The 23,555-nt window shown below is 51.5% G+C and carries 18 protein-coding genes; 2 read left to right on the forward strand and 16 right to left on the reverse strand.

The genetic code is table 11. The features are described from left to right. Window positions 1–207: 207 nt before the first annotated feature. The 8 genes from HBA55_RS33990 to HBA55_RS34025 form a co-directional block, all read right to left on the reverse strand. Window positions 208–1,161: an alpha/beta hydrolase gene (locus tag HBA55_RS33990; RefSeq protein WP_167000198.1), complete on the reverse strand. Its 954-nt coding sequence runs from the start codon at window positions 1,159–1,161 to the stop codon at window positions 208–210. A gap of 277 nt (window positions 1,162–1,438) precedes the next feature. Continuing rightward, window positions 1,439–1,657: a hypothetical protein gene (locus HBA55_RS33995; RefSeq protein WP_167000199.1), complete on the reverse strand. Its 219-nt coding sequence runs from the start codon at window positions 1,655–1,657 to the stop codon at window positions 1,439–1,441. A 78-nt stretch (window positions 1,658–1,735) separates the two neighbouring features. Beyond that, window positions 1,736–3,424 (reverse strand): AMP-binding protein, encoded by a 1,689-nt coding sequence (locus tag HBA55_RS34000; RefSeq protein ID WP_167000200.1) that lies wholly within the window; start codon window positions 3,422–3,424, stop codon window positions 1,736–1,738. Window positions 3,425–3,553: 129 nt separating this feature from the next. After that, window positions 3,554–3,895, reverse strand: a complete 342-nt coding sequence (locus HBA55_RS37275) for a hypothetical protein (protein WP_206020111.1) — start codon at window positions 3,893–3,895, stop codon at window positions 3,554–3,556. A gap of 163 nt (window positions 3,896–4,058) precedes the next feature. Continuing rightward, a complete protein-coding gene (locus HBA55_RS34010; RefSeq protein ID WP_167000201.1) occupies window positions 4,059–4,955 on the reverse strand; it encodes an alpha/beta fold hydrolase in 897 nt (298 codons plus the stop codon). A 150-nt stretch (window positions 4,956–5,105) separates the two neighbouring features. Next, complete coding sequence (locus tag HBA55_RS34015) at window positions 5,106–7,295, reverse strand: TonB-dependent receptor (protein WP_167000202.1); 2,190 nt, start codon at window positions 7,293–7,295, stop codon at window positions 5,106–5,108. A 215-nt stretch (window positions 7,296–7,510) separates the two neighbouring features. Further along, on the reverse strand, window positions 7,511–8,599 hold the full coding sequence (locus HBA55_RS34020) for a helix-turn-helix transcriptional regulator (RefSeq protein WP_167000203.1): 1,089 nt from the start codon (window positions 8,597–8,599) through the stop codon (window positions 7,511–7,513). A gap of 88 nt (window positions 8,600–8,687) precedes the next feature. After that, a complete protein-coding gene (locus HBA55_RS34025; RefSeq protein WP_167000204.1) occupies window positions 8,688–9,164 on the reverse strand; it encodes an Lrp/AsnC family transcriptional regulator in 477 nt (158 codons plus the stop codon). Between the two features lie 479 nt (window positions 9,165–9,643). On the opposite strand from HBA55_RS34025, the gene leuA reads away from it, so the two are divergent. Further along, complete coding sequence (gene leuA / locus HBA55_RS34030; protein WP_167000205.1) at window positions 9,644–11,344, forward strand: 2-isopropylmalate synthase; 1,701 nt, start codon at window positions 9,644–9,646, stop codon at window positions 11,342–11,344. A 165-nt stretch (window positions 11,345–11,509) separates the two neighbouring features. Here leuA and HBA55_RS34035 read toward each other — a convergent pair whose 3' ends face one another. The 6 genes from HBA55_RS34035 to HBA55_RS34060 form a co-directional block, all read right to left on the reverse strand. Next, window positions 11,510–12,268 carry an enoyl-CoA hydratase/isomerase family protein gene (locus HBA55_RS34035; protein WP_167000206.1) on the reverse strand — a complete coding sequence of 253 codons (759 nt, stop codon included), beginning with the start codon at window positions 12,266–12,268 and terminating at the stop codon, window positions 11,510–11,512. A 106-nt stretch (window positions 12,269–12,374) separates the two neighbouring features. Then, window positions 12,375–13,181, reverse strand: coding sequence for an enoyl-CoA hydratase/isomerase family protein (locus HBA55_RS34040; protein WP_167000207.1), 807 nt, complete (start codon window positions 13,179–13,181; stop codon window positions 12,375–12,377). Between the two features lie 64 nt (window positions 13,182–13,245). Beyond that, a complete protein-coding gene (locus HBA55_RS34045) occupies window positions 13,246–15,012 on the reverse strand; it encodes an acyclic terpene utilization AtuA family protein (protein ID WP_167000208.1) in 1,767 nt (588 codons plus the stop codon). Window positions 15,013–15,016: 4 nt separating this feature from the next. Beyond that, entirely contained in the window at window positions 15,017–16,999 is a 1,983-nt protein-coding gene (locus HBA55_RS34050; RefSeq protein WP_167000209.1) for an acetyl/propionyl/methylcrotonyl-CoA carboxylase subunit alpha, read from the reverse strand. 35 nt (window positions 17,000–17,034) lie between these two features. Beyond that, window positions 17,035–18,657, reverse strand: a complete 1,623-nt coding sequence (locus HBA55_RS34055) for an acyl-CoA carboxylase subunit beta (RefSeq protein ID WP_167000210.1) — start codon at window positions 18,655–18,657, stop codon at window positions 17,035–17,037. A gap of 38 nt (window positions 18,658–18,695) precedes the next feature. Continuing rightward, on the reverse strand, window positions 18,696–19,337 hold the full coding sequence (locus tag HBA55_RS34060; RefSeq protein ID WP_167000211.1) for a glutathione S-transferase family protein: 642 nt from the start codon (window positions 19,335–19,337) through the stop codon (window positions 18,696–18,698). A 259-nt stretch (window positions 19,338–19,596) separates the two neighbouring features. On the opposite strand from HBA55_RS34060, the gene HBA55_RS34065 reads away from it, so the two are divergent. After that, on the forward strand, window positions 19,597–20,595 hold the full coding sequence (locus tag HBA55_RS34065; protein WP_167000212.1) for an AraC family transcriptional regulator: 999 nt from the start codon (window positions 19,597–19,599) through the stop codon (window positions 20,593–20,595). Window positions 20,596–20,821: 226 nt separating this feature from the next. Here HBA55_RS34065 and HBA55_RS34070 read toward each other — a convergent pair whose 3' ends face one another. Together HBA55_RS34070 and HBA55_RS34075 are read right to left on the reverse strand one after the other, a co-directional pair. Next, window positions 20,822–21,697: an acyl-CoA thioesterase gene (locus tag HBA55_RS34070; RefSeq protein ID WP_240946440.1), complete on the reverse strand. Its 876-nt coding sequence runs from the start codon at window positions 21,695–21,697 to the stop codon at window positions 20,822–20,824. A gap of 161 nt (window positions 21,698–21,858) precedes the next feature. After that, window positions 21,859–23,514 carry an AMP-binding protein gene (locus tag HBA55_RS34075; protein ID WP_167000213.1) on the reverse strand — a complete coding sequence of 552 codons (1,656 nt, stop codon included), beginning with the start codon at window positions 23,512–23,514 and terminating at the stop codon, window positions 21,859–21,861. Window positions 23,515–23,555 lie beyond the last annotated feature (41 nt).

The raw sequence follows: 23,555 nt of genomic DNA on the forward strand, positions 1-23,555 counted from the left end.
CGATATTTTTACCTTTCGACAACCTGCTTAATGCGTTCATCAGCTGTATTGTCGGTTTGTATTTGCCAATGGCAGCAAACGCACTTAACGGTCTAAAATACGCACGCAGGTCTTCGTGCAGCATCTGCTTGGTTACTTTCATCTAAAATCTCCCAAAATTTTTCATCAGAGCACGCAAAGCGTTCTTTCAATACCTAAGCTTGACTGTCACTCAAGGCCAAATGCCTGCTTGAGCACATCGAAATAGATAGTGTGGGCACGACGGGAAACACGAGCACCAGGCACCTTAAACTCAAAGGCGTGAGTGCCGCCCGGGAACACATGCAGCTCGGCGGCCACTCCGGCTTCTAGCAGGCGGCGGGCATAGTCTATATTTTCATCCAGAAACAGATCCAGACTGCCAATGCCGATATAAGCAGGCGGTAGGTTGGAGAGGTCCTCAACCCTTGATGGAACCGCATAGCCGGGTAGATTTTCAGGCTTCTGGTCTCCCAGGTAGGCGTCCCAGCCCTTGCGGTTTGAATCTCTATCCCAGGCTATACCGGTTAATTCAAAGTGTGTTGAAGGCTGATCATTGCGGTCATCCAGCATCGGGCAGAACAGCAACTGGAACATCAACTCCAGCTCACCACGGTCTCGTACCATCAGTGCCAGAGCCGCCGCAAGTCCCGCCCCAGCGCTTACCCCACCCACTGCGATACGCTTGGGATCAATATTCAACTGTTCAGTGTTTACCGTCATCCATTGCAGCGCGGCATAACAGTCGTTGAGCGGCGCGGGAAAAGGATGCTCCGGGGCAAGCCGGTATTCAACCGCAACAATGGTACAGCCAACACCATCGGCCATCATCTGCATCAGTGGCACTTCCAAGTCGATAGTGCCCAGTACATAACCACCGCCGTGTATCCACAACATGGCCGGCGCCGGGTTACTGATATTGGTGGGCTGATAGACCCTGACGCGAACCTCCGGGTCCTGCTCCAACCCGGGGATGTTGTGATCTTTGAAGGGGACATGCGCTAGCAGAGGACTATCCGCCAGGCGGGCCTCGAGATATTTATTAAAGAGGACACGGCTGGTGGGCAGGTCTGCCCAGAGATCAAAGTCCATCACTGCTTCCGGTTCAACCAGTAGTTCTGGATCTATCAAATGTTTAACCATGCCACGTAGCCTCTCTATAGTCTGTAATAGATGTCACATTAGACTTGTAATTAGTCAGAAAATAGTCGAATACTACTGAAAATCAGCAAAATACTACTGCCATGGATTTGGGGTGCCTCAAATATCGACAGTACGATTCAACGTTACATTTCGCATTTCGTTTTTGAGCAAACACCTCCCATAAACAAAAATACAGCGTGACCTTCTTTTGGGGAGAAGGCCGCTCTGAATTTAAAGTCATGCCACTAAGTTTCTCCACTTAATAGCATGGCTGGTTTTAACTTTTCAAGCGAGCCGCTTTTGCCGCCTCAATCAGTCCAGGGTCCATACCTTCCAGGGCAGGTCCAAGATTGTTTGAGGCCACGACATTACCACTCACCTCCAGCTTGCCGCCAAAGTACAGTTGCTGAGCATCGGCCTGGCCGATGTGCTCCGCAACACCCAGGGACTCGAACCCCAAGGAGGGAACACCGACATCCATCGCTTGCAGTAACATAGGGCATATTTTATTACCTCTTAATCTGTTTTATGGGGCTGCTGCCATCAAATAGTTTTGTCATAAAAGAACTCAGTTTCAAACGGCTTCGGCTTCGCTTTTTTCTCTGCATAAAAACTCAACGCGCTTACCAGCCAGGCTGTTTTCGACTCTATCGCGATAGCCTTGTTCGATCTGCTTGCGCTTGATCTTCATGGTAGGCGTGAGATAGCCGCTGTCGATGGTCCACTCAGGCACCACAAAAATCTTGCTCACCCTCTCATAGGGGGGCAGCTCACTGTTCACCTGGTCGAGCAGCGCTTCCAGCGAAGCCTCCAGGTCCGGCTGATCAGCCGCCGCGCCCGTCTCCGACAGGGTCGTTAACAGCACCGGTTGATCCAGCCCGTGGCCCATCACACAAAACTGCGCCAGCAAGTGGCTGCGGGCAAACAAATTCTCCAACGGGGCCGGTTTGATAAATTTGCCCTTGGTGGTTTTGAACACCTCGCTGATACGGCCGGTCAGCCACAGGTTGCCCTCTTCATCGAATTTGCCGGCGTCACCGGTGCGGTACCAGCCGTCTTCCATCACTTCGGCGGTTTTCTCGGGCTCCAGATAATATCCCTTCATGATGCCCGGTGTTTTGAACTGCACTTCGCCAGCCTCTGAGATTCTGACCTGTACCGACTCATCGCTGGGCACACCCACCGAACCGAGCAGCGGCGTATCGTTGTGATGCCAGCTGCAGCCGTGAGCAAAGGTCTCGGTCATGGCATAACCTTCTCGCAGGATGACTCCCAACTGCAGGTACCAGTCCATCACGTCCTGCGGACAGGGGGCGGAGCCGGTCAACACGACTCGCGCCTCGGCCAAGCCCAATTGCTGCACAATGGCCGCCTTCTGCTCAGCGGTTAAATGGGCTTGTGCCGCAGGCGGAATTTTCGCGTCTATGGCCTCTTTGAATTTGATCCACAGGCGGGGCACGGCAAAGAAGAAGGTGGGTTGAACGGAACGCAACTCATCGGCGAAGGTTTCCAGGCCTTCCGAGAAGGAAACGGGCGTATTGCTGTATAAACTCAGCATCTCCACCGTAATGCGCTCTGCCGCATGGGACATAGGCAAAAAGGAAAACAATCGGTTTTCACCCTGCTCCACTTCCATCCCCGGTAACATCTTTGGAATCACCAAACCCGGGGTTTGGTGCATATGCATTACCCCCTTCGGAAGACCGGTGGTGCCTGAGGTGTACATAATGGAGAACACATCGTCGGGTACCGGCACAGGGGAATCGGCGTAGGGCTGATGGTCAGCACAAATCGCCTCCACACTGGTATCGGCCGCGAAGACGCAGCCCAACATGGCCACGGTTTCCATGCCCTCGACCAGAGCATCCGCCACCCTGGCCGATTGGTCGAAGGCGCCACAAAATACCAATCTCGTTTCCGAGTGCTTGAAAATATAGCGGGCGGACTCGGTATCCTGACCCGGGTAGATGGGTACGGAAATATGCCCGGCCAGCATGATCGCCAAATCACAGATGGGCCAGTCTTTACTGTTGGAAGACCAGATACCAATACGACTTCCCGGCGGATAATCTTTACCAATAAGATAGGTGGCAATGCGCCGCACCTGATCGGCAACCTCAGCCCAGGTGTATTCCGTCCACTGCAGATTGTTGGGTTGGCGCAGGTAGACCTGGTCGGGGGTTTCTTTTTCCCACCGATAGAACATTTCCAGCGGTGACTTTCCTAAGAAGGACTCTGTGGACAAGGGCGGCACTGACGACATTCTGGTACTCCTGATTTCTTGTTTAAGATCTGTTTAGACTTATTATTGCTTCTTAAATTTATTGCAAACAAAGCACATCACTGTACCACCTCATTACCCGCTAACCGACACAACCGGGAAGGCATGCTTTTAGGATGCGGGCCTGACCAGGCGCGTAGTGCCGTATTCCGCTTCCCCTGCTTCCGGCGCCTGCTGGCGATCCAGGTCAACAGGCAAGTGGCGAGCGCCCAGATAGAAGTGCAGCCCCGCCCAACCCGTACTGATACTACAGAAGATCAACAGGCTATAACGCAGGGATTCGCTGCCCAGGCTTGCGGACAGCAAGTCACTGACCATACCCACCAGCAGCGGCCCCAGCCCCAGACCGATGATATTGATAATAAAAAACAGGATCGCCGAGGCCATCGCCCGCATCCGGTTTGCCACCAGGCGATGAGTGATGGCAATCACCGGTGCCAGATAGGTCCGCATAACTAAACCGCTGTTCTTCGCCCTCAAAGGGGCACCAGATTATACAATCTTTATCGGGAACCTTATTTGCCCACTGCTGCAACATCCACGGAATATCCATCCCTTTCATCGCGGCCCATGCGCAGCTTTCAATTTGTTCGTTTAAGTTCGTTGTCATGCGATTTCAACCCCCGGATGTATCGGCTAGAAAGCGAAGAATGCGCTTATTAAGTTGCTCCGGCTGGTCCATCGGTTGTTGGTGGCCTGCTCCAGCAAGAAGTTCCACTTGTACATCGGGAATCAGTTTCTGCGCTCTTTGCAAAGCAGCCTGCGGATTATAGATGACCTCTTTGTCGCCAATGACAACAAGCGTTGGCTGTCTTATGGCCTTGAGCTCTTCGTCGCCGAACACAGGCGGCATGTAGACCGGACTGCTCCCAAACTTCCAGGCTTGCCGCAATTGCTCAAGATAGGCGTTATTGCTGTGATCAATACCACCGGATAGATATTTAATAAAATTTGTTACCAAGGGCCGGAACCCGAGAAGAAGACTAAACGCTGCGCGTAGATGAAACCAAAGCGTTATCCTGCGCAATACATAACCAGGTGCCAAACAAATAATCTGACCGATACGTTGAGGGTAAAAACATGAAAAATTCATATTCATGAATCCTCCATATGACAGACCGATCATTGGCGGGTTCTGCAATTCAAGAACATCAAGAACATCCAGCAACCAATCGGCTAATTCCTGCCGGTTCTGGGGTTCGCGCGTGTAAGTGCTCTTGCCCGCATCACCAGGGCGATCAGGGCAATACGTCCTATAGCCCGCCTTGGCCAAATCACCAACCATGGTATACCAACTCGTTGACGAGGGCGCATAACCATGTAACAAAATTACGGGCTTCCCGTCTTCAGGCCCACTGATAATTACATGGGTGTTACCAAATCGGGTAGTGATCTCCTTAGTTTCATAGGGCACTGGCCATAATTCGTCCATGGTACGATCATAGGCCGCCAGGTATTCCGATCTCTGCTGTTCATTTTTAAATAGCGAAGATTCGCCGTTTGCTTCCAACATCTAGTTGTAACCCTTTCAATAATTTCCCCTTACATGACGCATCAAGCCGAGTGCCAATGTAGAAACAGCCACACAAAGCTTGAAAGGCGTAAAAAAGGGCACTGCTACTTAACCATAAATGCAGGCCCCAAAGAGGAGAGGTGAGTTCGATCAAAAATTGTAGTTAAGCTCAACGCCATAGGTCGCAGGGCGCATACGCACCGCATCAAAACCGTTGGCATCAAACACAGCTAACTGAGAAATTTCCGGGTTGGTATCGGTAATATTGGCCCCGGTCAAAAACACAGACCAGTTAACCCCCTCAACACCAATACGGGCATTAACTACGGTAAAGTCATCCGAGGTATAGGATAGTCCTGGCGCATAATCGGTACGTTCGTCGGTAAACGTAGCGCCTATGTAAGCAAATCCGCTTAATTCACCAACCGGCCAAACGTATGTGGCAGAAGCATTCCAGGTCAGCTCAGGCGCCCCCATCATTGATGCGCCATCACTGATTCCCGCATCGACAACATCGCCATCGTACTCAATATCATTCCAGTTGCCCGATGCCGACAGCGTCAATCCGTCATGTTGATAAGTAGCACCAAATTCAAATCCAGCCCCCTTGGCACTGTTGGCATTAACACCCCAGCCCTCGATAGAACCACCGACAAATCCGGAAACAAGGGTAATAATATCGTCCCATTCGAGATAGTAAGCTGCCGTCTCGAGTTGCAGATTCCCGTCTAGCAGTGTCCACTTTGCACCAATTTCGTAGCTTAGTACTTCATCCGGCTCAACAGCCTCGGGGATATTTACCCCATCTGCAATACCTGCATCGACAATGTGTTTTGCCGTTAAGCGACCTGAACGAAAACCTGTAGCAACATTGGCGTAATAGAGCGAGTCTTCGGTAGGAGTCCAAGCCAGGTTCACTCGACCCGTCCACTTATCAAAGTTACCCTTTGCACCATCACTTTGCTTAATATCATCTTCAAAGTAACGAGCACCCAAGGTTAACTCCCATTGATCGTTGAGCTGGTGAACAGACTCACCGAAAAGCGCCCAGGATTCTGACTCAAGTGTAGTTATTGGGAGTGCCGTTACTTCAGCTAAACCAAGCCCAAAGCCTTCAAGAATGGGCCAGTTTGCAGGGTTTTCTGCGGTAAAAACTAGGACGTTTCGCTTCTGGTTTTCCATCTCCAAATAGACGGCCCCCAACGTCCAGTTCCAAGGACCATCATTGTTAGAAGACAGCTTAAACTCTTGAGCAAATGTATCCAGCTTGGGAGAATCACCGAACAATGAAAAACTGGGTGGTGTCTTAAAAACATAACCATCCCAGTTACTGCCCTCCAAATAACTTGTAGTGCTGAGGAAAGAATAATCATCGGTTACATATTCAACCTTAAGGCCATAGAGGTCATTGCTGGTCTCTGCAACCAGAAAATCTTTACCTGCAGGCTGGGAAAGCTCTGTTGTACCAAGCCCGAATAAGGTATCCATATTACTTAATGAGTAGCTGGCCTCATAATTATCATCAGCCCAATCCTGGTAACCTTCGCGCTCGGAACTCCAGTAGGATGCCACAACAGACAGCTCATCTGTAGGCGTCCACAGTAGCTTCACGCGGTAAGAGGTATTCTCCATTTCATTGTAATTATCTTCACCACTCTCAACCAGATCGATATAACCACCATCGTTGACTTGAGCTGCAACGACCCTCATGGCCAGCTTATCGTCAATCAAAGGGATATTAATCGCGCCCTGAATTTTATGACTGTCATCGGCCCCCTTGGTCGACGAGTACCCTGCTGAAACCTTACCTGAAAATTCATTCATGACAGGATCCTGGGTAATAACTCGTACCACGCCCCCCTGCGAACCTGCTCCAAACAGAGTCCCCTGTGGGCCTCGCAACACTTCGACACGATTTAAATCATAGGGGTTTAGATCTGGCGTAATATTACCGTCAATCTCTGTATAGGGGAGATCATCCAAGTAGTAACCGACCACCGAGGCCCCAACAATGGCGGAAACACCTCGAATCTGAACCGACGGCCCTGCATTCGATGCTTTCAATACAGAAACACCAGGACTGGCTGACAAAGCGTCCATAATGGAGGTATAGCCTCTGGACTCCAGCTCCACGCCTGATATAGCGTCAACACTCAATGCGGTATCCATGATTGAGGTACCTTCAGCTCGACGAGTGGCGGTAATTATTATCTCTTCCAGCTCAAACGCTTGTTCCTGTTCCGCAGCCTGTGCCACACCCATTGCCAGTGGCAACAGCACAAAAGGCGCACAACGTCGCATACCCGCCATTATTTTTGACTTTTGTAGTGTTTCTATCATCTGTCTCTCCACTTAACTAGCTTATATTTTTAAACGATGCAGGAGAAAATATGACAGAATCTGCGTTCAAACACAGTCTGCCGGGGTGATCAAATGTCTGATATTGACACTTTTTCTATAGAATAGGCTTTTCGGTAGAAGAAAAGAGCGGCTAAACTCACAAATAGAATAATAGGGAGTATTGATATTTCTGAATGATATTTAGTAACTTACAGCTACTTCTGCCGCCTGACTTGGGAAGGGCTACAGCCAAAACGGCGTTGAAAGGCAATTGAAAAGTTGCGCGGATGCCCGTAGCCGCAGTACTCCGCTATTTCCTGTACGGGCAATTGTGTTTCCTTAAGCAGTTGATATCCCTTCCTCAATCGCACTTCCAACGCATGTACCGCAACAGTCTCACCAAAGACTTTTTTAAAACCCTCAGTCAGTTTTCGGCGATTGAGGCCAACCATCGCACTTAACTCTGCAATAGAGGGCATAGTGCCGGTAGTCTCTTCCAAAATAGCGCGTGCCTGGGACAGCTTTTTGATCTCAGTAAAGGGCAGGCCGCCGCTCGCTGAAAGATCGTTAATGAGGGTTGTTTCTTCCCCCAACAAACAGAAAAGTTCACCGATCTTCAGCCTCAGCATGGTGGTGTGCGCCACCCCTGAACTGGGTAAATTAACCAGTGCACAGGCCAACTGTGTGAACAGCAACGAATTAGGTAATTCGTAAACACGCTCTTCGGTGCTGTTGGCGGTTCTGAGTTTTTGAAACAATGAGGGCGGCATGATACCCAACCGATGCCATAGCTCCCGCTCACCCTCTTCCATGATATTGATAGTGGTAAAGCAAACCTGCTGACCTTCCTGCCACTGCTGCTCGAACTCCCCCGGGTCGGGCTTGTAGTAGACCAATCCCACAGATTCACCGCTGTGAAACACTTGCTGGCCAAAGCGGTAGCTGACATCACCTGTGTGAAAAAGATGCACCGAAATATGATCGTGTGTGGGAACGAATTTACGGGCCAGCTGCCGGAGTGCTTCCGGGTCCTTGGGTGTACAGGTCCAGGTGGCTACCGCAATTCCCGGAAAGGGACGAAAGATTTCAATCCCTCCCTCCCACAGTTCCGGGCTCAAGGAAAGCTGCAGCGCCGTGCCATCAGCTATAAGGGAAGGCGTTGCTTCAAACGCGCCTGACTCTTCAAGTGGGGCAGACGGATGCTCAGCGCGCACCAGCAATTCCAGTGAATCCTTATCGCTGAAACTCTCTACATCACCAGCTATAGCGGGTCGCAGATCGGGTTTATTACTATCAGGAGCCATGGCAAGGTACATTCAATAACAATCGATGATTATCAATGACAGACTATAACAGAGGGTACCATTAGGTTATACGCTACAAGTATACCGCCTACAACGGCAAGGCCGTGCGATTGGCGGGTGATTTCAGTACAAAACTGGAGTTCACGCCTGTTACGCCTTTAATGCGGGTGATCTCCTCCAGCAGCAGCCGCTGAAACTCATCCATATCCTCTACAATGATCTTGAGCATATAGTCGGCATCCTGTCCTGTGATCAAGTGGCACTCCAACACCTCCGGCAGTTTAAGTACATGGGATTCAAACAGATCAAAACGGTCCGGCGTGTGCCGGTCCATACTAATATGAATAAACGCCATCAATTTCAGCCCCAGGTATCGGGCATTCAGCATTGCCCGATAGCCCTCGATCAGCCCGATTTCCTCCAGTCTTTTTACCCGGCGCAAACAGGGCGATGGCGACAACCCTATGCGATCAGCGAGTTCCTGGTTGCTCAAGCGCGCGTCGGCCTGTAAAGCCGCCAGTATTTGACGATCATAACGATCCAATTTCTGAGGTACCTCTGCCATAACCAATGCCCCTTAAACCACTGCTCTTAAACCCATGGCCTTTAAACCCATGCCCCTTAAGAACTCCTAGCCTATGCCCGGCCTTTAAGGCAGGTCTTTCTCAAAAAGCCACTCAAAAAATCACTCAAAAAGCTAGAATACCATAATTTCTGGCAGATTATTGCGCAAATATATAACCATACGCAATATTCAAGAAATATTGAGGCAAGTATTTACCATATTCGCAATCATTGACCCCCTCTATTGCCCTACACTGTACAAACACTGGAGTTACCGCTCCGCCCTGTCGCCATAAGGCCTGTAGCACCCCACAGCCCCATTGCGCGAGCCGATTCCTACCAGGAATCTTAACAACGGACCCAGTCCGGCGAGCCGGGCTCCTCCTACTACCCACAGGCGGCGCCCCAGAACGCTCTCAATTAATCCCAGACCCAAAAGCGCTGTAACAATAAAACACCCCGACAACAGGCAACCCGACCATGAGCTTTGACCACCGCAAATACCAGCCCGCTATTCGCCCCGTTTTGGAAGACAGACAGTGGCCTTCCAAAACCCTGGATACTGCCCCCGACTGGTGTTCCGTGGACCTAAGGGACGGCAATCAAGCCCTGGTCGAACCCATGACAGTGGAGCAGAAACTGCGCATGTGGGACCTGCTGGTGAAAGTCGGTTTTAAAGAAATTGAGGTGGGATTTCCCTCGGCGTCACAGCCGGATTACGACTTTGTCCGCGCCCTGATCGACGGCAATCGCATTCCAGACGACGTTACCATTCAGGTACTGGTACAGGCGCGGGAAGAACTGATCGCCCGCAGCTTTGAAGCCCTGGCGGGTGCCAAACGGGCTATTGTGCATGTGTACAACTCCACCAACCCGACCCAGCGACAAAAGGTATTCGGCCTCGACAAACAAGGTATCAAGGACATCGCCGTGCAGGGTGCAGCCTGGGTGCGCGACTATGCCGCCAAGAATCCCCAGACCCAATGGTCATTCCAATACTCTCCCGAGAGCTTCAGCTTGACGGAAACCGATTACGCCGTGGAGGTCTGTGATGCGGTGATTGCCCAATGGCGAGACACCGGTTGCCCGCTCATTATCAACCTACCCGCGACCGTGGAGTGTGCCAGCCCCAACGTTTATGCCGATCAGGTGGAGTACTTCTGCAAACACAGCCGCTATCGCGACGATTACCGAGTTTCCCTACACACCCACAATGATCGCGGCTGTGGTGTGGCGGCGGCGGAGCTGGGCGTACTGGCCGGTGCCGACCGCATTGAAGGCACCCTGTTAGGCAATGGTGAGCGCACCGGCAATATGGATGTGGTCACCATGGCCATGAACCTTTACAGCCAGGGCGTAGACCCTCGCCTCGACCTGTCACCCATGGACGAAATTATCGCCGTCGTGGAGCAGTGTACCAATATCCCGCTGCACCCCCGCCACCCCTATGCTGGCGACCTGGTATTTACCGCTTTCTCCGGCAGTCACCAGGATGCCATCAAGAAGTGCCTGGCGGTACAGGAAAAAGATGCCCGCTGGGACGTGGCCTACCTGCCTATCGACCCTTGCGATTTGGGCCGCAGCTATGAGGCCGTCATCCGCATCAACAGCCAGTCCGGCAAAGGCGGCGTCGCCTGGGTACTGGAGAACGATTACTGCCTGCAGTTACCGCGCTGGTTACAGATTGACGCCAGCCGTAAAGTGCAGGCCCATGCGGAAGCTACTGCCGGCGAACTGAATCCACAGCAAATTTGGAGCGTCTTCGAGCAGGCCTACCTGACACCGAGCAATGACAACGCACTGCGAAACTTCACCCTGCAACAGAATAACGATCAGCAGCACAGTGTTGACACACTGACACTGCATTTCGATCTCCAAAGCCAGGATATCTGTTTGCAAGGCTCTGGCGACGGTGCAATCAGCGCCCTGACCAATGCCTGGCAGGAACGCTTTGGCAGCCATGTAGAAATCCTCGACTACAGCGAGCACGCACTGAACACGGGCACCGATTCAATGGCGATGACCTATGTATTGGTCTCCATCGACAGTCAGCGTTATATAGGTGTGGCTCGTCATAAGGATATTGTGGCGGCGTCGCTGCAGGCAGTGATTAATGCGGCGGTGCAGTCTGTGAACGTTACAGAAATCAGCGCATCCGCACAGTTATCGGCAGCAGTGTAAGTGGCTGACAAACAGTTTTAGACGAAAGCTCAGAACACAAAAGATATACCAGCAGATCCAGACGCATGCCCGACAATAGCCGGGTATGCATCTGGATTATTACTACTTCAAACTATCCCCACTTTCTAATACCGCTTTTCTAACCCCGCTTTCTAACCCCACTTTCTAACTCCACTTAGGCTCGCGTTTTTCAAAAAACGCCGTGAAGGCTTCAATATTCTCCGGACCTCCCACAAGTCTATCCATAGCCTCCCTCTCAGCACGGTAAGCGGTTTCTATGCCTTGACGCTGAGATAGCTTTAAACAGCGCTTTATTTCTCTTAGCGTATTGGGCGCCTGTTTTGCTATCGCCGAAGCCTTTTCCAGGGTTTTAGCCAGCAGCTCATCGTCATTGAACTTCTTCGCCGCAATGCCCGCCTCAACCACCTGATTAGCGTTGAGAAACTCGGCGCTAAATAATAGATCAGCAGCCCGTTGCGCTCCCACATTCGCCGGTAACAAGTAGGTACTGCCGCACTCCGCGGCAATGCCCAAGCTGGCGAATGGCAGTTTAAAGCGCAGGCTTTCCCCAACGTAGACGATATCGGCATGGAATAACATGGTAGCGCCACCTCCGACGGATATACCTTTGGGGCACATCAGCAGGGGTTTATCAAACTCAAGCAATGCCTTTTCAAGATAATTGAAGGGTCTAAGGCCTGCGTCATCTTTGCCGGTAGTGTCGGATAGATCTTGCCCGGCGGAGAAATCCTTGCCAGCCCCCGTCAGTATGACAACCTTGACCGCATCATTGGTGCGAGCCGCATTTAGGGCTTCTGCCAATGCGACCCAGGCCACACTATTGAAGGCGTTTTTCTTTTCGGGGTTATTGAAGGTGATTACGAGTACACCCTCATTGATTTCTTCTAGCAGCGGTTCTTTCATTTATAGGCTCCACGCTTACGAAAGTGGGGTCAGATGAGACTTTTGGCGCGAGTTATCTAATAGAAAGGCCAGATGACAAAAGTCTCATCTGACCCCAGTTTTTAAACTAATCCCACTTGGGGTCGCGTTTTTCCAAAAACGCCGTAATGCCTTCTTTGGCATCCGCACTTTGTAAACAAGCGTTCAATTGATCGCGTAAAAACGGCAGGGCATTGTCAAATTCCATGGAGTCCTGTTGAACGTAGGCGGCCAGACCCAGTTGCATAGTTCCGGGGGCCAGGCTGGCCAGTTCCGCCGCCAGGCTGGCGACGTGATCCTGTAAGGATTCAGCCGCTACTGCTTCATTAATCAAACCCCACTTTTCAGCTTGCTCGGTTGAAATGGCATTGCCGCGCATGACAAAATCCAATGCGGCGCGTTGCGGCATAACTCGGAACAAACCGCCCATCACCATAAACGGCCAGATACCGCGTTTGATTTCAGGTGCGGAAAACTTCACACCCTCGGCGGCAATGGCGTGAGTGGCATTGCAGAGGAACAACAAGGCACCGGCAAACAGGTTACCCTGCACGCAGACAATAGAGGGTTTGTTGAGGTGGCGAAAGCGCAGGGCCAGATCGTCCTGACCACCGCGGACCGGTACGGTTGAGGTGGTTTCCTGGGTCTTGCCGCTCATCTGTGATAAGTCACCACCGGCACAGAACACATCGCCCTTGGCTGCCAACACGACTACACGAATATCACGTTCCTGTTTGGCGTAATCCAGGGCGTAGACAATCTCAGCTGCCATCGCGGCGTTGATGGCATTTTTACGCTCGGGGCGGTTTAAGGTGATGGTCAGTATATGGTCTTTGATTTCCAACTCAACTGCTTCAAAGACCAGACCTTCCAGGGATAATTTTTCTTCAGTCATTTTGCTTCCCTCTTTAAGGGTTCATTCTTAACTCATATGTTGGATTACGCTTCGCTAATCCAACCTACGCCAGATTTTCAGCCAACAGCGCAGGCACTTCAATCGTTTTGGCGCGCAGGTATTCACCCATGGATTTTGCCTGAGGATCTGTGCGAACCGATGAGGCAACCCCCTCCCCCAGAATACCTTTGATAAAGAAATTCAGGGAATGGATATTGGCCAGGTCGTAGCGAATCACTTCCAGGTCGGCCGCTTCAGGCATCAAGGCTTTTAATCGATCTACGGTTAAAAACTCATGCAAAAAGCCATAGGCAGCTTCACTGGTGGCCCAGACTCCGATATTGGCACAACCGCCCTTATCCCCGGAGCGGGTACCAAATAAACGGCCAAAGGGAATGCTGACAGTCTCACCGCTTGGCGCCACAGGCACTTCAGCTGGCACGACTTGATGGTTAACCGGCTCCAGATCGAGCTGGCTGGTGGGTGTGACTTCGGTGACTTTACCGTCGAGATGAACATACTCAGTGATATATTGACTATCAACCAGCGTCGGCCAGTAGACCAGGAAAGAAGCACCGTGACCGATAGGATTCATAGGACCAAAACCCGGGATGTTGGCCAGGGCAATTTCTGTGAACTTGGCGCTAAACAAACGGCCCACCAAATCCTTATTGGCGGACTTGACAATAATGCGCAGACGCGCGAACGCTTCTTCGTTGAGCCGAGGGTTTTCTTTATCGCTGCGGATTAACTCAATGGAGACTTCGTCAAACTGGTCTTTGCCACCGATGTTGGTAAAAAAGGCGTCGGTTAATACCTTGGCTTTGGCTTCAATATCCAGGCCGGTTATCATGACCTCAAAGCCATTGCGGAAGCCGCCGTGAGTGTTGATACACACCTTGTGACTGGGCGGGGGACAGGAGCCTTTACAGCCACTGACGTACACCCGATCGTCGCCCACCTGTTCAATGCTCAAGGTATCAAAGTGACCAATTACATCGGGGTTTTTGTAGGCCGGATCGCTGATTTCATACAACAGTTGCGCTTTTACCGTGCCCACAGAAACCAAACCCGCTGTGCCCGGGTGTTTAGTGACGGTAAAGTTACCGTTGGCTTCGATCTCGGCAATCGGGTAGCCCGGGCTATCGAAGCTAGGCACTTCCTGAAAAAAGGCATAGTTACCACCGGTGGCTTGCTGGCCACACTCGATCACATGGCCCGCAGCCAAGGCTCCGGCCAGGGCATCGTAATCGGTACGCTGCCAATTAAACTTCCAGGCAGCTGGGCCAATGACCACCGCAGCATCGGTGACCCGTGGGCAAATCACAATGTCGGCACCTTGATCCAAGGCCTCTTTGATACCCCAGGCACCCAGATAGGCGTTAGCGGTCAGCAGATGTTTGTTGTTGTCGGCCAGGTTGGCACCAGTGTCCATATTAACGAAAGCTTCGCCCTCGGCTTGAAGCTCTTCCATGCGCGGTGCAAGATCATCACCATCGATATAGGCGACCTTAACATCAAGGTTAAGTTCTTTGGCGATTTCTTTAACCGCCTCGGCCATGGCCGAGGGATTTAAACCCCCGGCGTTGCTGACGATTTTGATATTCTTTTCGATACAGGGCTTCAGGACTTGTTTGACCTGTTTTAAAAATGTGCCCACATATCCCGTATTCCGTTGCACTTTCTGACCGTGCAAAATAGCCATGGTCAGTTCGGCCAGGTAGTCGCCGGTCAGCACATCAATAGGACCACCTTCGACCATCTCGAGCGCCGCAGACAGTTTGTCGCCGTAGAAACCGCTGCAGTTTGCAATTTTGATTATATCAGTCATCGTCTTATTCTCCTTCAACAGTGGCCAGCAACTGCTTGGATTTAACTTGTTGTCCGGCTTCGCAACTGATAGCAGTGACGGTACCGCTGATACCCGCTTTCAAGGGGTGCTCCATCTTCATGGCTTCCAGTACCACCAGGGTTTGACCGGCCTCGACAGTATCACCTTCTTTTACCAGCACTTCGGCAATGGCGCCATCCATTGAGGCTTTGACCTGGCCACTGCCTGCGCCACCCGCTGCGGCAGCAGGCTGGTGGGTGACGTCTTCAAGGATAAAGTGGCCAGTACCGTCATCCAGGTACAGGGTATTGTTATCGAAGGCAAAGTTCAGAGTTTCGCGTACACCGTTTTCGATAAAGACACAGGTGTTTTCATCTTGGGAAACGAACTCCAATGTTGTGCTTTCTTCATCTGCGCCGTCTTTAACAACGCTGATTTCAAACTGATGCTCGATTTCGGTCAGATTAACGCTAGTGGCTTTGCCATCGAACTCCAGCTTGTATGCGTAACTTTGTGGAGTAGAGCGGCTCCAGTGGAATTTAACATCCTGGCCGGCTTCAATTGAGCGCTGGAAGAAGAGTAAAGCGGCTTTAGCAAGGGTGGTAGCGGATGGCTCTTTTTGATCCATGCTAACGTCGGCGCTGAAGTGTTGCTCAATAAATGCAGTGGTCGCTTCACCGGCACCAAACACTTCGTGGCGCAGTACGTTTTGCAGGAACAGTTTGTTGTTGTTCATGCCCAGCAGTTGAGTGTCCTGAACCGCAGAGGCTAGGCGACGAATCGCTTCGGCACGGTTATCACCGTAGGCAATGACTTTGGCAATCATCGGATCATAGAAAGGGCTGACTTCCTGACCGTTTTGGATACCGTGGTCCATACGGATACCCGCACGCTCACTTGGGTAATCCCATAAGCGAACTTGACCGGTTTGCGGCATAAAATTGTTACGTGGGTCTTCAGCATAAAGGCGCACTTCTACGGCATGGCCTTTTAATTCAACTTGCTCCTGAGTCAGCGGCAGTTCTTCGCCCGCGGCGACTTTTAATTGCCAGGCCACCAGGTCCAGCCCGGTAATCAGCTCGGTAACCGGGTGCTCTACCTGCAGACGGGTATTCATTTCCAGGAAGTAGAAGTTCTTGTCCGCATCCACCAGAAATTCAACGGTACCGGCACCGCGATAACTGCAGGCTTTGGCAGCGTTAACAGCGGCTTCACCCATACGTTGGCGCAGTTCGGGATCTACAAAGGGAGACGGTGCCTCTTCGACGACTTTCTGGTGACGACGTTGAATAGAACAGTCGCGTTCACCCAGGTACACCGCATTGCCGTGTTCGTCGGCAAATACCTGTATCTCAATATGGCGAGGTTCGATCACCGCGCGCTCCAGAATCAGCTCGCCGCTGCCAAAGGCGGTTTCTGCTTCTGAACGTGCAGTGCGGATTTGTTCCGCCAGTTCGCTTTCTTCAAACACCAGGCGCATGCCGCGGCCACCACCACCGGCGGAGGCTTTAACCATCAGCGGGAAGCCGATGCCCCTGGCTTTGGCCAGCAGGGTTTCATCGGACTGGTCGGCATCCTGATAACCGGGAATGCAAGGTACGCCGGCATCGATCATAGCGATTTTAGACAGACGCTTGCTGCCCATTAGGTTAATGGCTTCACTACGAGGGCCAATAAAGGTAATACCCTCCGCTTCACAGGCTTCTGAAAAAGCCGCGTTTTCTGACAGGAAACCGTAACCCGGGTGAATGGCATCGGCGCCGGTTTGCTTGGCGGCGGCCAGTATTTTATCGGCGACCAGGTAAGACTCACCCACAGCCGCAGGACCAATACACACCGCCTGATCGGCTTCCTGTACGTGCAGTGCGCCGGCATCGGCTTCACTGTAAACGGCAACAGTGCGATAACCCAGGTCGCGGGCGGTACGCATCACGCGAACGGCAATTTCGCCACGGTTGGCAACTAATACTTTGGTAATTTTGCTCATGATTTTAAATTCCTGATTTTGCCGTAAGAGGTGTCTTATAAACGTCCAATACCAAAAGTATTGCTGTTGAGCTCACGCTCATCGCCTTCGCGACAAACACTTAAGGCAAACGCCACCACCGCTCGGGTATCGGCGGGATCAATCATGCCGTCATCCCAAACCCGCGCCGTATTGGCCAGGGCATTGGATTTGGCTTCCATAGTCTCAGTCGTGTCTTTTTCCAGAGCGTCGACCGAAGCACGCATCTGCTCAGTAATCTCACCGGCTCGAGCCATTTTGGCTTCTGCTACCTGACGCAAAACACTACCGGCTTGCGCCGGACCCATCACTGACACCACACTGCGAGGCCAGGCGAACAGGAAGCGCGGATCCATACCGCGGCCGGCCATGGCGTAGTTACCGGCACCGTAAGAGCCGCTCACAATGATGGTGATCTTCGGCACAGTACAGTTGGTCACGGCCTGAATAAATTTGGCGCCGTGTTTGATGATGCCTGCCTGCTCTGGTTCAGTACCGACCAGGAAGCCGGTAGTGTTGGTTAAGAACACCAGCGGAGTGCCAGACTGCTCACACAACTGAATAAACTGTGCCGCCTTGGCAGCACCTTTCGCGGTAATCGGGCTGTTGTTACCGATCACACCACAGTGCTGACCTTCAATTTCCATATGGCCACACAGGGTGCCGTTATCGAAATCAGCTTTGAATTCCAAAAAGTCGGAACCGTCGGCGATACGGGCGATCACCTCGCGCATATCAAACGGGGTTTTTGCATCTTCTGGCACAATGCCACGCAATTCTTCTGCCGCGTACAGAGGTTCCTGATAGGACACTTCGGCGTGCAGAGGCTGATTTTTATTCCAGCCTAACTTTTTGGTCACATCGCGGGCGATACGAATACCATCGGCATCGTTCTCGGCCAGGTAATCGTTGGTACCGGCCACTTCGCTGTGCATCTCGGCGCCGCCCAATTCTTCATCGGTGGCGATTTCACCGGTGGCGGCCTTCAATAAAGGAGGTCCCGCCAAGTACATGGTGGATTGTTTTCGCACCAGAATCAGGTAGTCCGACAATGTAGGCTGATAAGCACCACCTGCGGTAGCACTGCCATGAACAACCGTGATTTGTGGAATGCCCGCTGCCGATAAACGACATTGCTTGGCGAACATAGAGCCGGATTCACCAAAGGTATCACCGGCTAATTTCAGGTTACCACCGCCACTTTGGGAAAGGTTTACCATGGGCAATTTGTTTTTTATGGCGATGTCCAGCATACGTCCGCGTTTTTTACCGCCCATTGGGCCGATGCTGCCGCCTTTGGTCAGGTAATCGTCAACCGCCACCACACAGCGAACACCACCGATATAACCGATACCGGCAATGTAGCTACCACCGGCACCGGAACCGTCGGTATCTTCGTCTTGCATATAACCGGCTAAGGTCGACAGCTCGAGAAACGGCGCGCCAGCATCCAGCAACAAGCTCAAGCGTTCGCGGGGTGGGATAAAGCCTTTTTTTATGTAACGTTCGGCCTTGGCCTCTGCCGCTTCAATCACGCGACGCTCAATACCGCGAAATTCGTCTACCGCTGCCGTCATCACTTTTAAATTGTTTTTGAACGCATCGGACTGGGTATCCAGTTGAGATTCGATAACCGCCATAATTTAAATTCCTGTTGCTAGTTTCTTAATTCGCTTACTTATTTGGTTATTTGAGTGAACTCTTCACCAATCTTGGCCACTTTTTGGAAAGCCGGGCGCTCTTTCATGCGATTCAGGTAATCGCGTACCTGGGGTTTATAACGCTCATCAATTTTCAGGGTTTCCCCCAGAAACAGCGCATAAGCAATGGCGATATCGGCAACGGTAAAACGATTGTCGACCAGATACTCGCGGCCATCTTCCAGGTGCTTGTTCAGCTTGCGCAAACGGGCGTGAAACCATTTCATATAGTCTGTTGCCGCCTCTTGCAGGCCACGCTCAGGCGGTTCTTGCAGGGTGTAGCGGATATAAACCGTCTGCGGAAAAGTCAGGGTGGCGTCACTGTGGAACAGCCAATTGAGATAGTCGCCGTACTCCGGATGGTCGGGCTTCAGGCCAAACTCGTGTTTGCCGTAGCGCTCCACCAGATACAATGGAATACCGCATGACTCGGTCATACGGGTGTCGCCATCGATCATATAGGGAATGGTGCCCAACTCATTAACTTCGAGAAACTCAGGCTGCAAAAAACGCGGTGGAAAAGGCATGGAAATGACTTCATAGTCCAAACCCATCTCTTCCAATGCCCATAGGGCCCGCATAGAGCGCGCCTGGTGGGTATGCCAAACTTTAATCGCCATAGAACATTACACTCCGTCTATTTTCTTAAGCGCCCTATTCTCGGACGTTCGGGTCACACAAGGCTTGTGTTGCCTATTTCAGCTCGCGCCGATGATCATTATCCAATTCTATGGAAATGACGCCCCAAGACTTTGGAAAATGCGTAAAAACCATGGAAAACGCGCAAATATCTCTGTAGCATTATGAGTATTCCGTAAAGTGCCCCCAACAAGGGCCTTACGAGAAACCATCAACAAAAAAGGCTAAAATGAAAAAATTATGAGTGTTGTCTACGCAAGCTCATTAGAGCCATTGGCCAAAGTATCCGATGCATTAGGGGTGCCATTTGAAGCACTGGCCCATAAGGTGGGCATTGATATCGGGCTGCTCAATACCCCCGATGCAACCCTCCCAGCCGAAAAGTACATTCGCCTGCATGAAGAAATTTTACAGCAAACGGGCAATGCCGAAATGGGCCTGTTGATAGGCCGGGTCAGCTATCTGGAAAGCTTCCATATCTATATGTCGCTGGCTTCTGCCAGCAACACCTTTCGGGACTGGATTAATCTGATACCAGGCATGTCACCCGCCTGGGGTGATCTCATGAAAACCTCAATCAGGCGCAAGGGCGATTACTTTATTTTAGAAATGCGATTTGAAGGGCTATCCAACTCGAAGCGTTGTTTGATCACTGATAGTTTCTTGGCATCCTCAATGATGGTGATGGACGGGTTTTGCGTATTGCCGGTCAGGCCGGTACGGGTGGATTTCACCTACGCCCAGCCCAGCGACACCACAGCGCTGCAAGAAGCTTTCCGGGCACCTCTGCATTTTGATCAGCCGACCAGCGGGGTGCATTACCACAAAAGTGTTTTGGACCTACCACAGTTGCATGTATCCACTTCAGTTTATGACAATGTAAAAGAAGAGTTGGAAGAGTTCTTAAGCTTTACATCCTGGGCCGGAGATTCTTTTACGACTAACTTGTACACCATAATTCGCCGCCAACTGCCCACGGGTAAGTGTACGGTTAAAAGTGTGGCCGCAGCGTTGAATATGTCGAGCCGCACCCTGCAGTTGCGCTTAAAGGAGCGCGATACGCAATTCCGCTATTTTGTACAACAGGTTAGGTCTACACTGGCGGTCAGATACCTGCAGGACAAGAACTTCAGCATTATCAATATCGCGTTATTACTGGGTTATGGTGATCCCACGTCTTTTTCAGCGGCGTTTAAATCCTGGCACGGCTGTTCGCCCCGGGAGTACCGTAACAGATAATTAGAGGTCACTTGGCTCTGTCAAAACTCAGTCACTTTCTATGCGAGATCCGGTCTACAGCGCCTTGCTATAATGAATAACGCCATAATTTCTGATACTCTCGAAATTTGAGCGGATTGATCCTGCGTCGCTCTGATCGACTCCCGTTTTTCACCCGAAAGTGCTGCCGTAACTCTTCAAAAATCGTAAAGAAACAAACGCTAATTCAGCGGCCCTTAGGGTGACGCTATTTCCGAAGCCGCATCAAGCCTTCCTGGGCCGTGGACGCAACCAACACCCCATCCCGACTGTAAATACTGCCCCGATTGAAACCTCGAGCGTGGGCAGACCTGGGGCTATCCATATGGTAGTAAAGCCACTCATCCACTCGACATTGGGTGTGGAACCACATGGCGTGATCCAGGCTCGCCCCCTGAAACCCTTTGACCATAAAATTAACCGGGTGGGCCCGCAATGCGGTTCCCATAAACCCCAGGTCAGAGATATAGGTCAACAGTGTCAGGTGGTCTATCAACTGATCATCCAGTCGCGGCACCATTTTGAACCAGAAACCCTGTTCCATTTCCCCGGCCTGGGGATCATGGGGATTACGTGGATTCACTGCTCGAATGTCTATCACATCGACTGGAATTTGAAACGGAATTGGCCGCTCAGGGTGTTCATTCAGATAGCGCTCAAAACGGTCCACATCCCGTTCGAGCTCCTCCGGCAGGGGAATACCCTCTGGCATATCGAACTGGTGTTCTAGCCCCTCTTCAAGCTTCTGAAAAGAAACGGCACAGTTAAAAATGGCTTTGCCATTCTGTTTGGCCACTACCCGGCGGGTTGTAAAACTACCGCCGTCGCGGATAGGGTCTACGTCAAAAATAATGGGCCGGGTTACGTCGCCCCTGCGCAGAAAAAAGCCGTGGAGCGAGTGAGGCAGGCGATCCGCTTCCACCGTACAGGCCGCGGCATAGAGGGATTGTGCCATGACCTGCCCGCCGTACACTTGCGGCAACTTCAATGGCAGAGAATTACCTCGAAAAAGCAAGTCATCCAGTTGTTCAACCCGTAAACTGGCCATCAGTTCATCCAGGTCAAACATATAGTTTTGCTTCATAATACTTCTCGATTACAGCGGAAAGCCAGCTTGCACCACAACCACGCCAGGGGCAATGACAGTTTATTACAGCAAAAATAAACAATAACTGTCAAAAAACCCTCTAAAGCTGGCGGCAGATCGATATTTAATCATTGGAAAATAAAAGCAGGCCGCCTGCCTTATTCCCAGACTATCGGGCTATCAGTGCCTGCCACACACAACTCAAGGGTGGAGCGCAATTTTTCTTCAACCTCATCGCGCTTGATCTTGAGTGTATGCGTCAACATCTCATTCTCAATACTCCAGTCTTCCTGACAAATAACGATGTGACTGATACGTTCGTGAACTTCCAGTTCAGCATTGACGTTATTAAGCGTGGCTTGCAGCTCCTCGGCCAACTCGGCCTTGTCCCGCGCTATCGCCGGCTCATTGAGGACAACCAGTAGAATGGTTTGCGGTAATCCGCGACCCACCAGGCACAGCTGCTCCAGGCAGTTAAGAGTGCCAAATCGCTGCTCAATGGGGGCTGGGGCAACATACTTGCCTTTCGCGGTTTTAAAGATATCCTTGACGCGACCGGTAATAAAGACAAAACCGTCTTCATCCACACGCACCTTATCGCCGGTGTGTATCCAGCCATCGATAATAGTCTCAGCGGTTTTTTCCGGGTCTTTATAATAACCCAGCATATTACCCTGTGAACGCAAACACAGCTCACCTTCCTCGGTAATTTTCATTTCCGCTTCATCACTAATCATCTTACCGATACTACCGAACCGGTAAGCATCGGGGGTGTTAGCCGTTCCCGCCAGGGTTTCGCTCTGGCCAAAACCTTCATACAGCGGCATGCCCAGTGTCATCCAGGCTTCAATATCTGTCGCCGGGATGGGAGCAGAACCGGAGAATGCATAAGTCACGCGCTCAAGCCCCATGGAAGCCAGAATTTTCTTGCCCGCTTCCCGTGCCGCTTCCGGGTTTTTCAGCAACTGTTTCCAGGCTTCTTCTCCCATTTGATTCACAATACCCGCCTTCAGGTTATGCCAAATACGCGGCACGGCTAAGAAAAAGGTCGGCCTTGCTCGCAACAGATCGCGAACAAAGGTTTCGCGCGACTCATTAAAGTAAACATGACCACCGCAGTAGAGTGAATGCAACTCAACCACCCCGCGCTCGGCGATATGCGCCAGGGGCAAATAGGAAAAGAACACCGACTGCTCATTAGTCTTCGTCATCTCTGGCATGTGCGCGACGGAATAGGGCAAGGTTTCGAATGAATGCATGACCCCCTTGGGTTTTCCTGTGGTGCCGGAGGTATAGGAAATGGACCAGAGATCATCCGCTGCGCGAACCGGAGAGCCGGCAACAGGCGAATAGGTGTTTATCAGCTCAGTCCAATTCTTATGACCGCCGCTATCCGTCAGGGAAATCAGCTGCACGCTGTTGCCCACGGTTTGCATCAGCGTATCCAGGTTCATGGCACAACTGTCATCGGCAAACAGCACCGTCATATCGCTGTGCTCCATGATGTAGAGCAGCTTGTCCTCCGGCATGGAGGCATAGATGGGGACACTGACACCACCTGCCATCATAATCGCGATATCGGTCATGACCCAGCGTGCGGTGTTGGCGCCATAGAGCCCCACTTTATCGCCGTGTTTAAGGCCCAGTTCCTGTAATGCTGCGGCCATGCGGCGGGCCTGGTCGCCAACCTGAGCCCAGGTGTAATCCCTCCACTGATCATTCCCTTCAGGCTGGCTGAGCCAAACCGCATCGGGGCGTTGCTTCTCCCACTGATAAAAACGTTCCAAGGGTGGCAAAAAAGGCTGCTCGGTCATGTCTCTCTCCATATTTTTCATCAATAGCGATCTCTACACTG

This window comes from Pseudomaricurvus alkylphenolicus (assembly GCF_011683955.1).
Taxonomy (GTDB): domain Bacteria; phylum Pseudomonadota; class Gammaproteobacteria; order Pseudomonadales; family Cellvibrionaceae; genus Pseudomaricurvus; species Pseudomaricurvus alkylphenolicus.

Coding starts and splice junctions, on each gene's coding strand:
- HBA55_RS34045 (WP_167000208.1), bottom strand. CDS start 15,012: ATGACTGATATAATCAAAATTGCAAACTGCAGCGGTTTCTACGGCGAC.
- HBA55_RS34070 (WP_240946440.1), bottom strand. CDS start 21,697: ATGAAGCAAAACTATATGTTTGACCTGGATGAACTGATGGCCAGTTTA.
- HBA55_RS34020 (WP_167000203.1), bottom strand. CDS start 8,599: ATGGCTCCTGATAGTAATAAACCCGATCTGCGACCCGCTATAGCTGGT.
- HBA55_RS34035 (WP_167000206.1), bottom strand. CDS start 12,268: ATGAAAGAACCGCTGCTAGAAGAAATCAATGAGGGTGTACTCGTAATC.
- leuA (WP_167000205.1), top strand. CDS start 9,644: ATGAGCTTTGACCACCGCAAATACCAGCCCGCTATTCGCCCCGTTTTG.
- HBA55_RS37275 (WP_206020111.1), bottom strand. CDS start 3,895: ATGCGGACCTATCTGGCACCGGTGATTGCCATCACTCATCGCCTGGTG.
- HBA55_RS33995 (WP_167000199.1), bottom strand. CDS start 1,657: ATGTTACTGCAAGCGATGGATGTCGGTGTTCCCTCCTTGGGGTTCGAG.
- HBA55_RS34040 (WP_167000207.1), bottom strand. CDS start 13,181: ATGACTGAAGAAAAATTATCCCTGGAAGGTCTGGTCTTTGAAGCAGTT.
- HBA55_RS34025 (WP_167000204.1), bottom strand. CDS start 9,164: ATGGCAGAGGTACCTCAGAAATTGGATCGTTATGATCGTCAAATACTG.
- HBA55_RS33990 (WP_167000198.1), bottom strand. CDS start 1,161: ATGGTTAAACATTTGATAGATCCAGAACTACTGGTTGAACCGGAAGCA.
- HBA55_RS34015 (WP_167000202.1), bottom strand. CDS start 7,295: ATGATAGAAACACTACAAAAGTCAAAAATAATGGCGGGTATGCGACGT.
- HBA55_RS34055 (WP_167000210.1), bottom strand. CDS start 18,657: ATGGCGGTTATCGAATCTCAACTGGATACCCAGTCCGATGCGTTCAAA.
- HBA55_RS34010 (WP_167000201.1), bottom strand. CDS start 4,955: ATGTTGGAAGCAAACGGCGAATCTTCGCTATTTAAAAATGAACAGCAG.
- HBA55_RS34065 (WP_167000212.1), top strand. CDS start 19,597: ATGAGTGTTGTCTACGCAAGCTCATTAGAGCCATTGGCCAAAGTATCC.
- HBA55_RS34000 (WP_167000200.1), bottom strand. CDS start 3,424: ATGTCGTCAGTGCCGCCCTTGTCCACAGAGTCCTTCTTAGGAAAGTCA.
- HBA55_RS34060 (WP_167000211.1), bottom strand. CDS start 19,337: ATGGCGATTAAAGTTTGGCATACCCACCAGGCGCGCTCTATGCGGGCC.
- HBA55_RS34050 (WP_167000209.1), bottom strand. CDS start 16,999: ATGAGCAAAATTACCAAAGTATTAGTTGCCAACCGTGGCGAAATTGCC.
- HBA55_RS34075 (WP_167000213.1), bottom strand. CDS start 23,514: ATGACCGAGCAGCCTTTTTTGCCACCCTTGGAACGTTTTTATCAGTGG.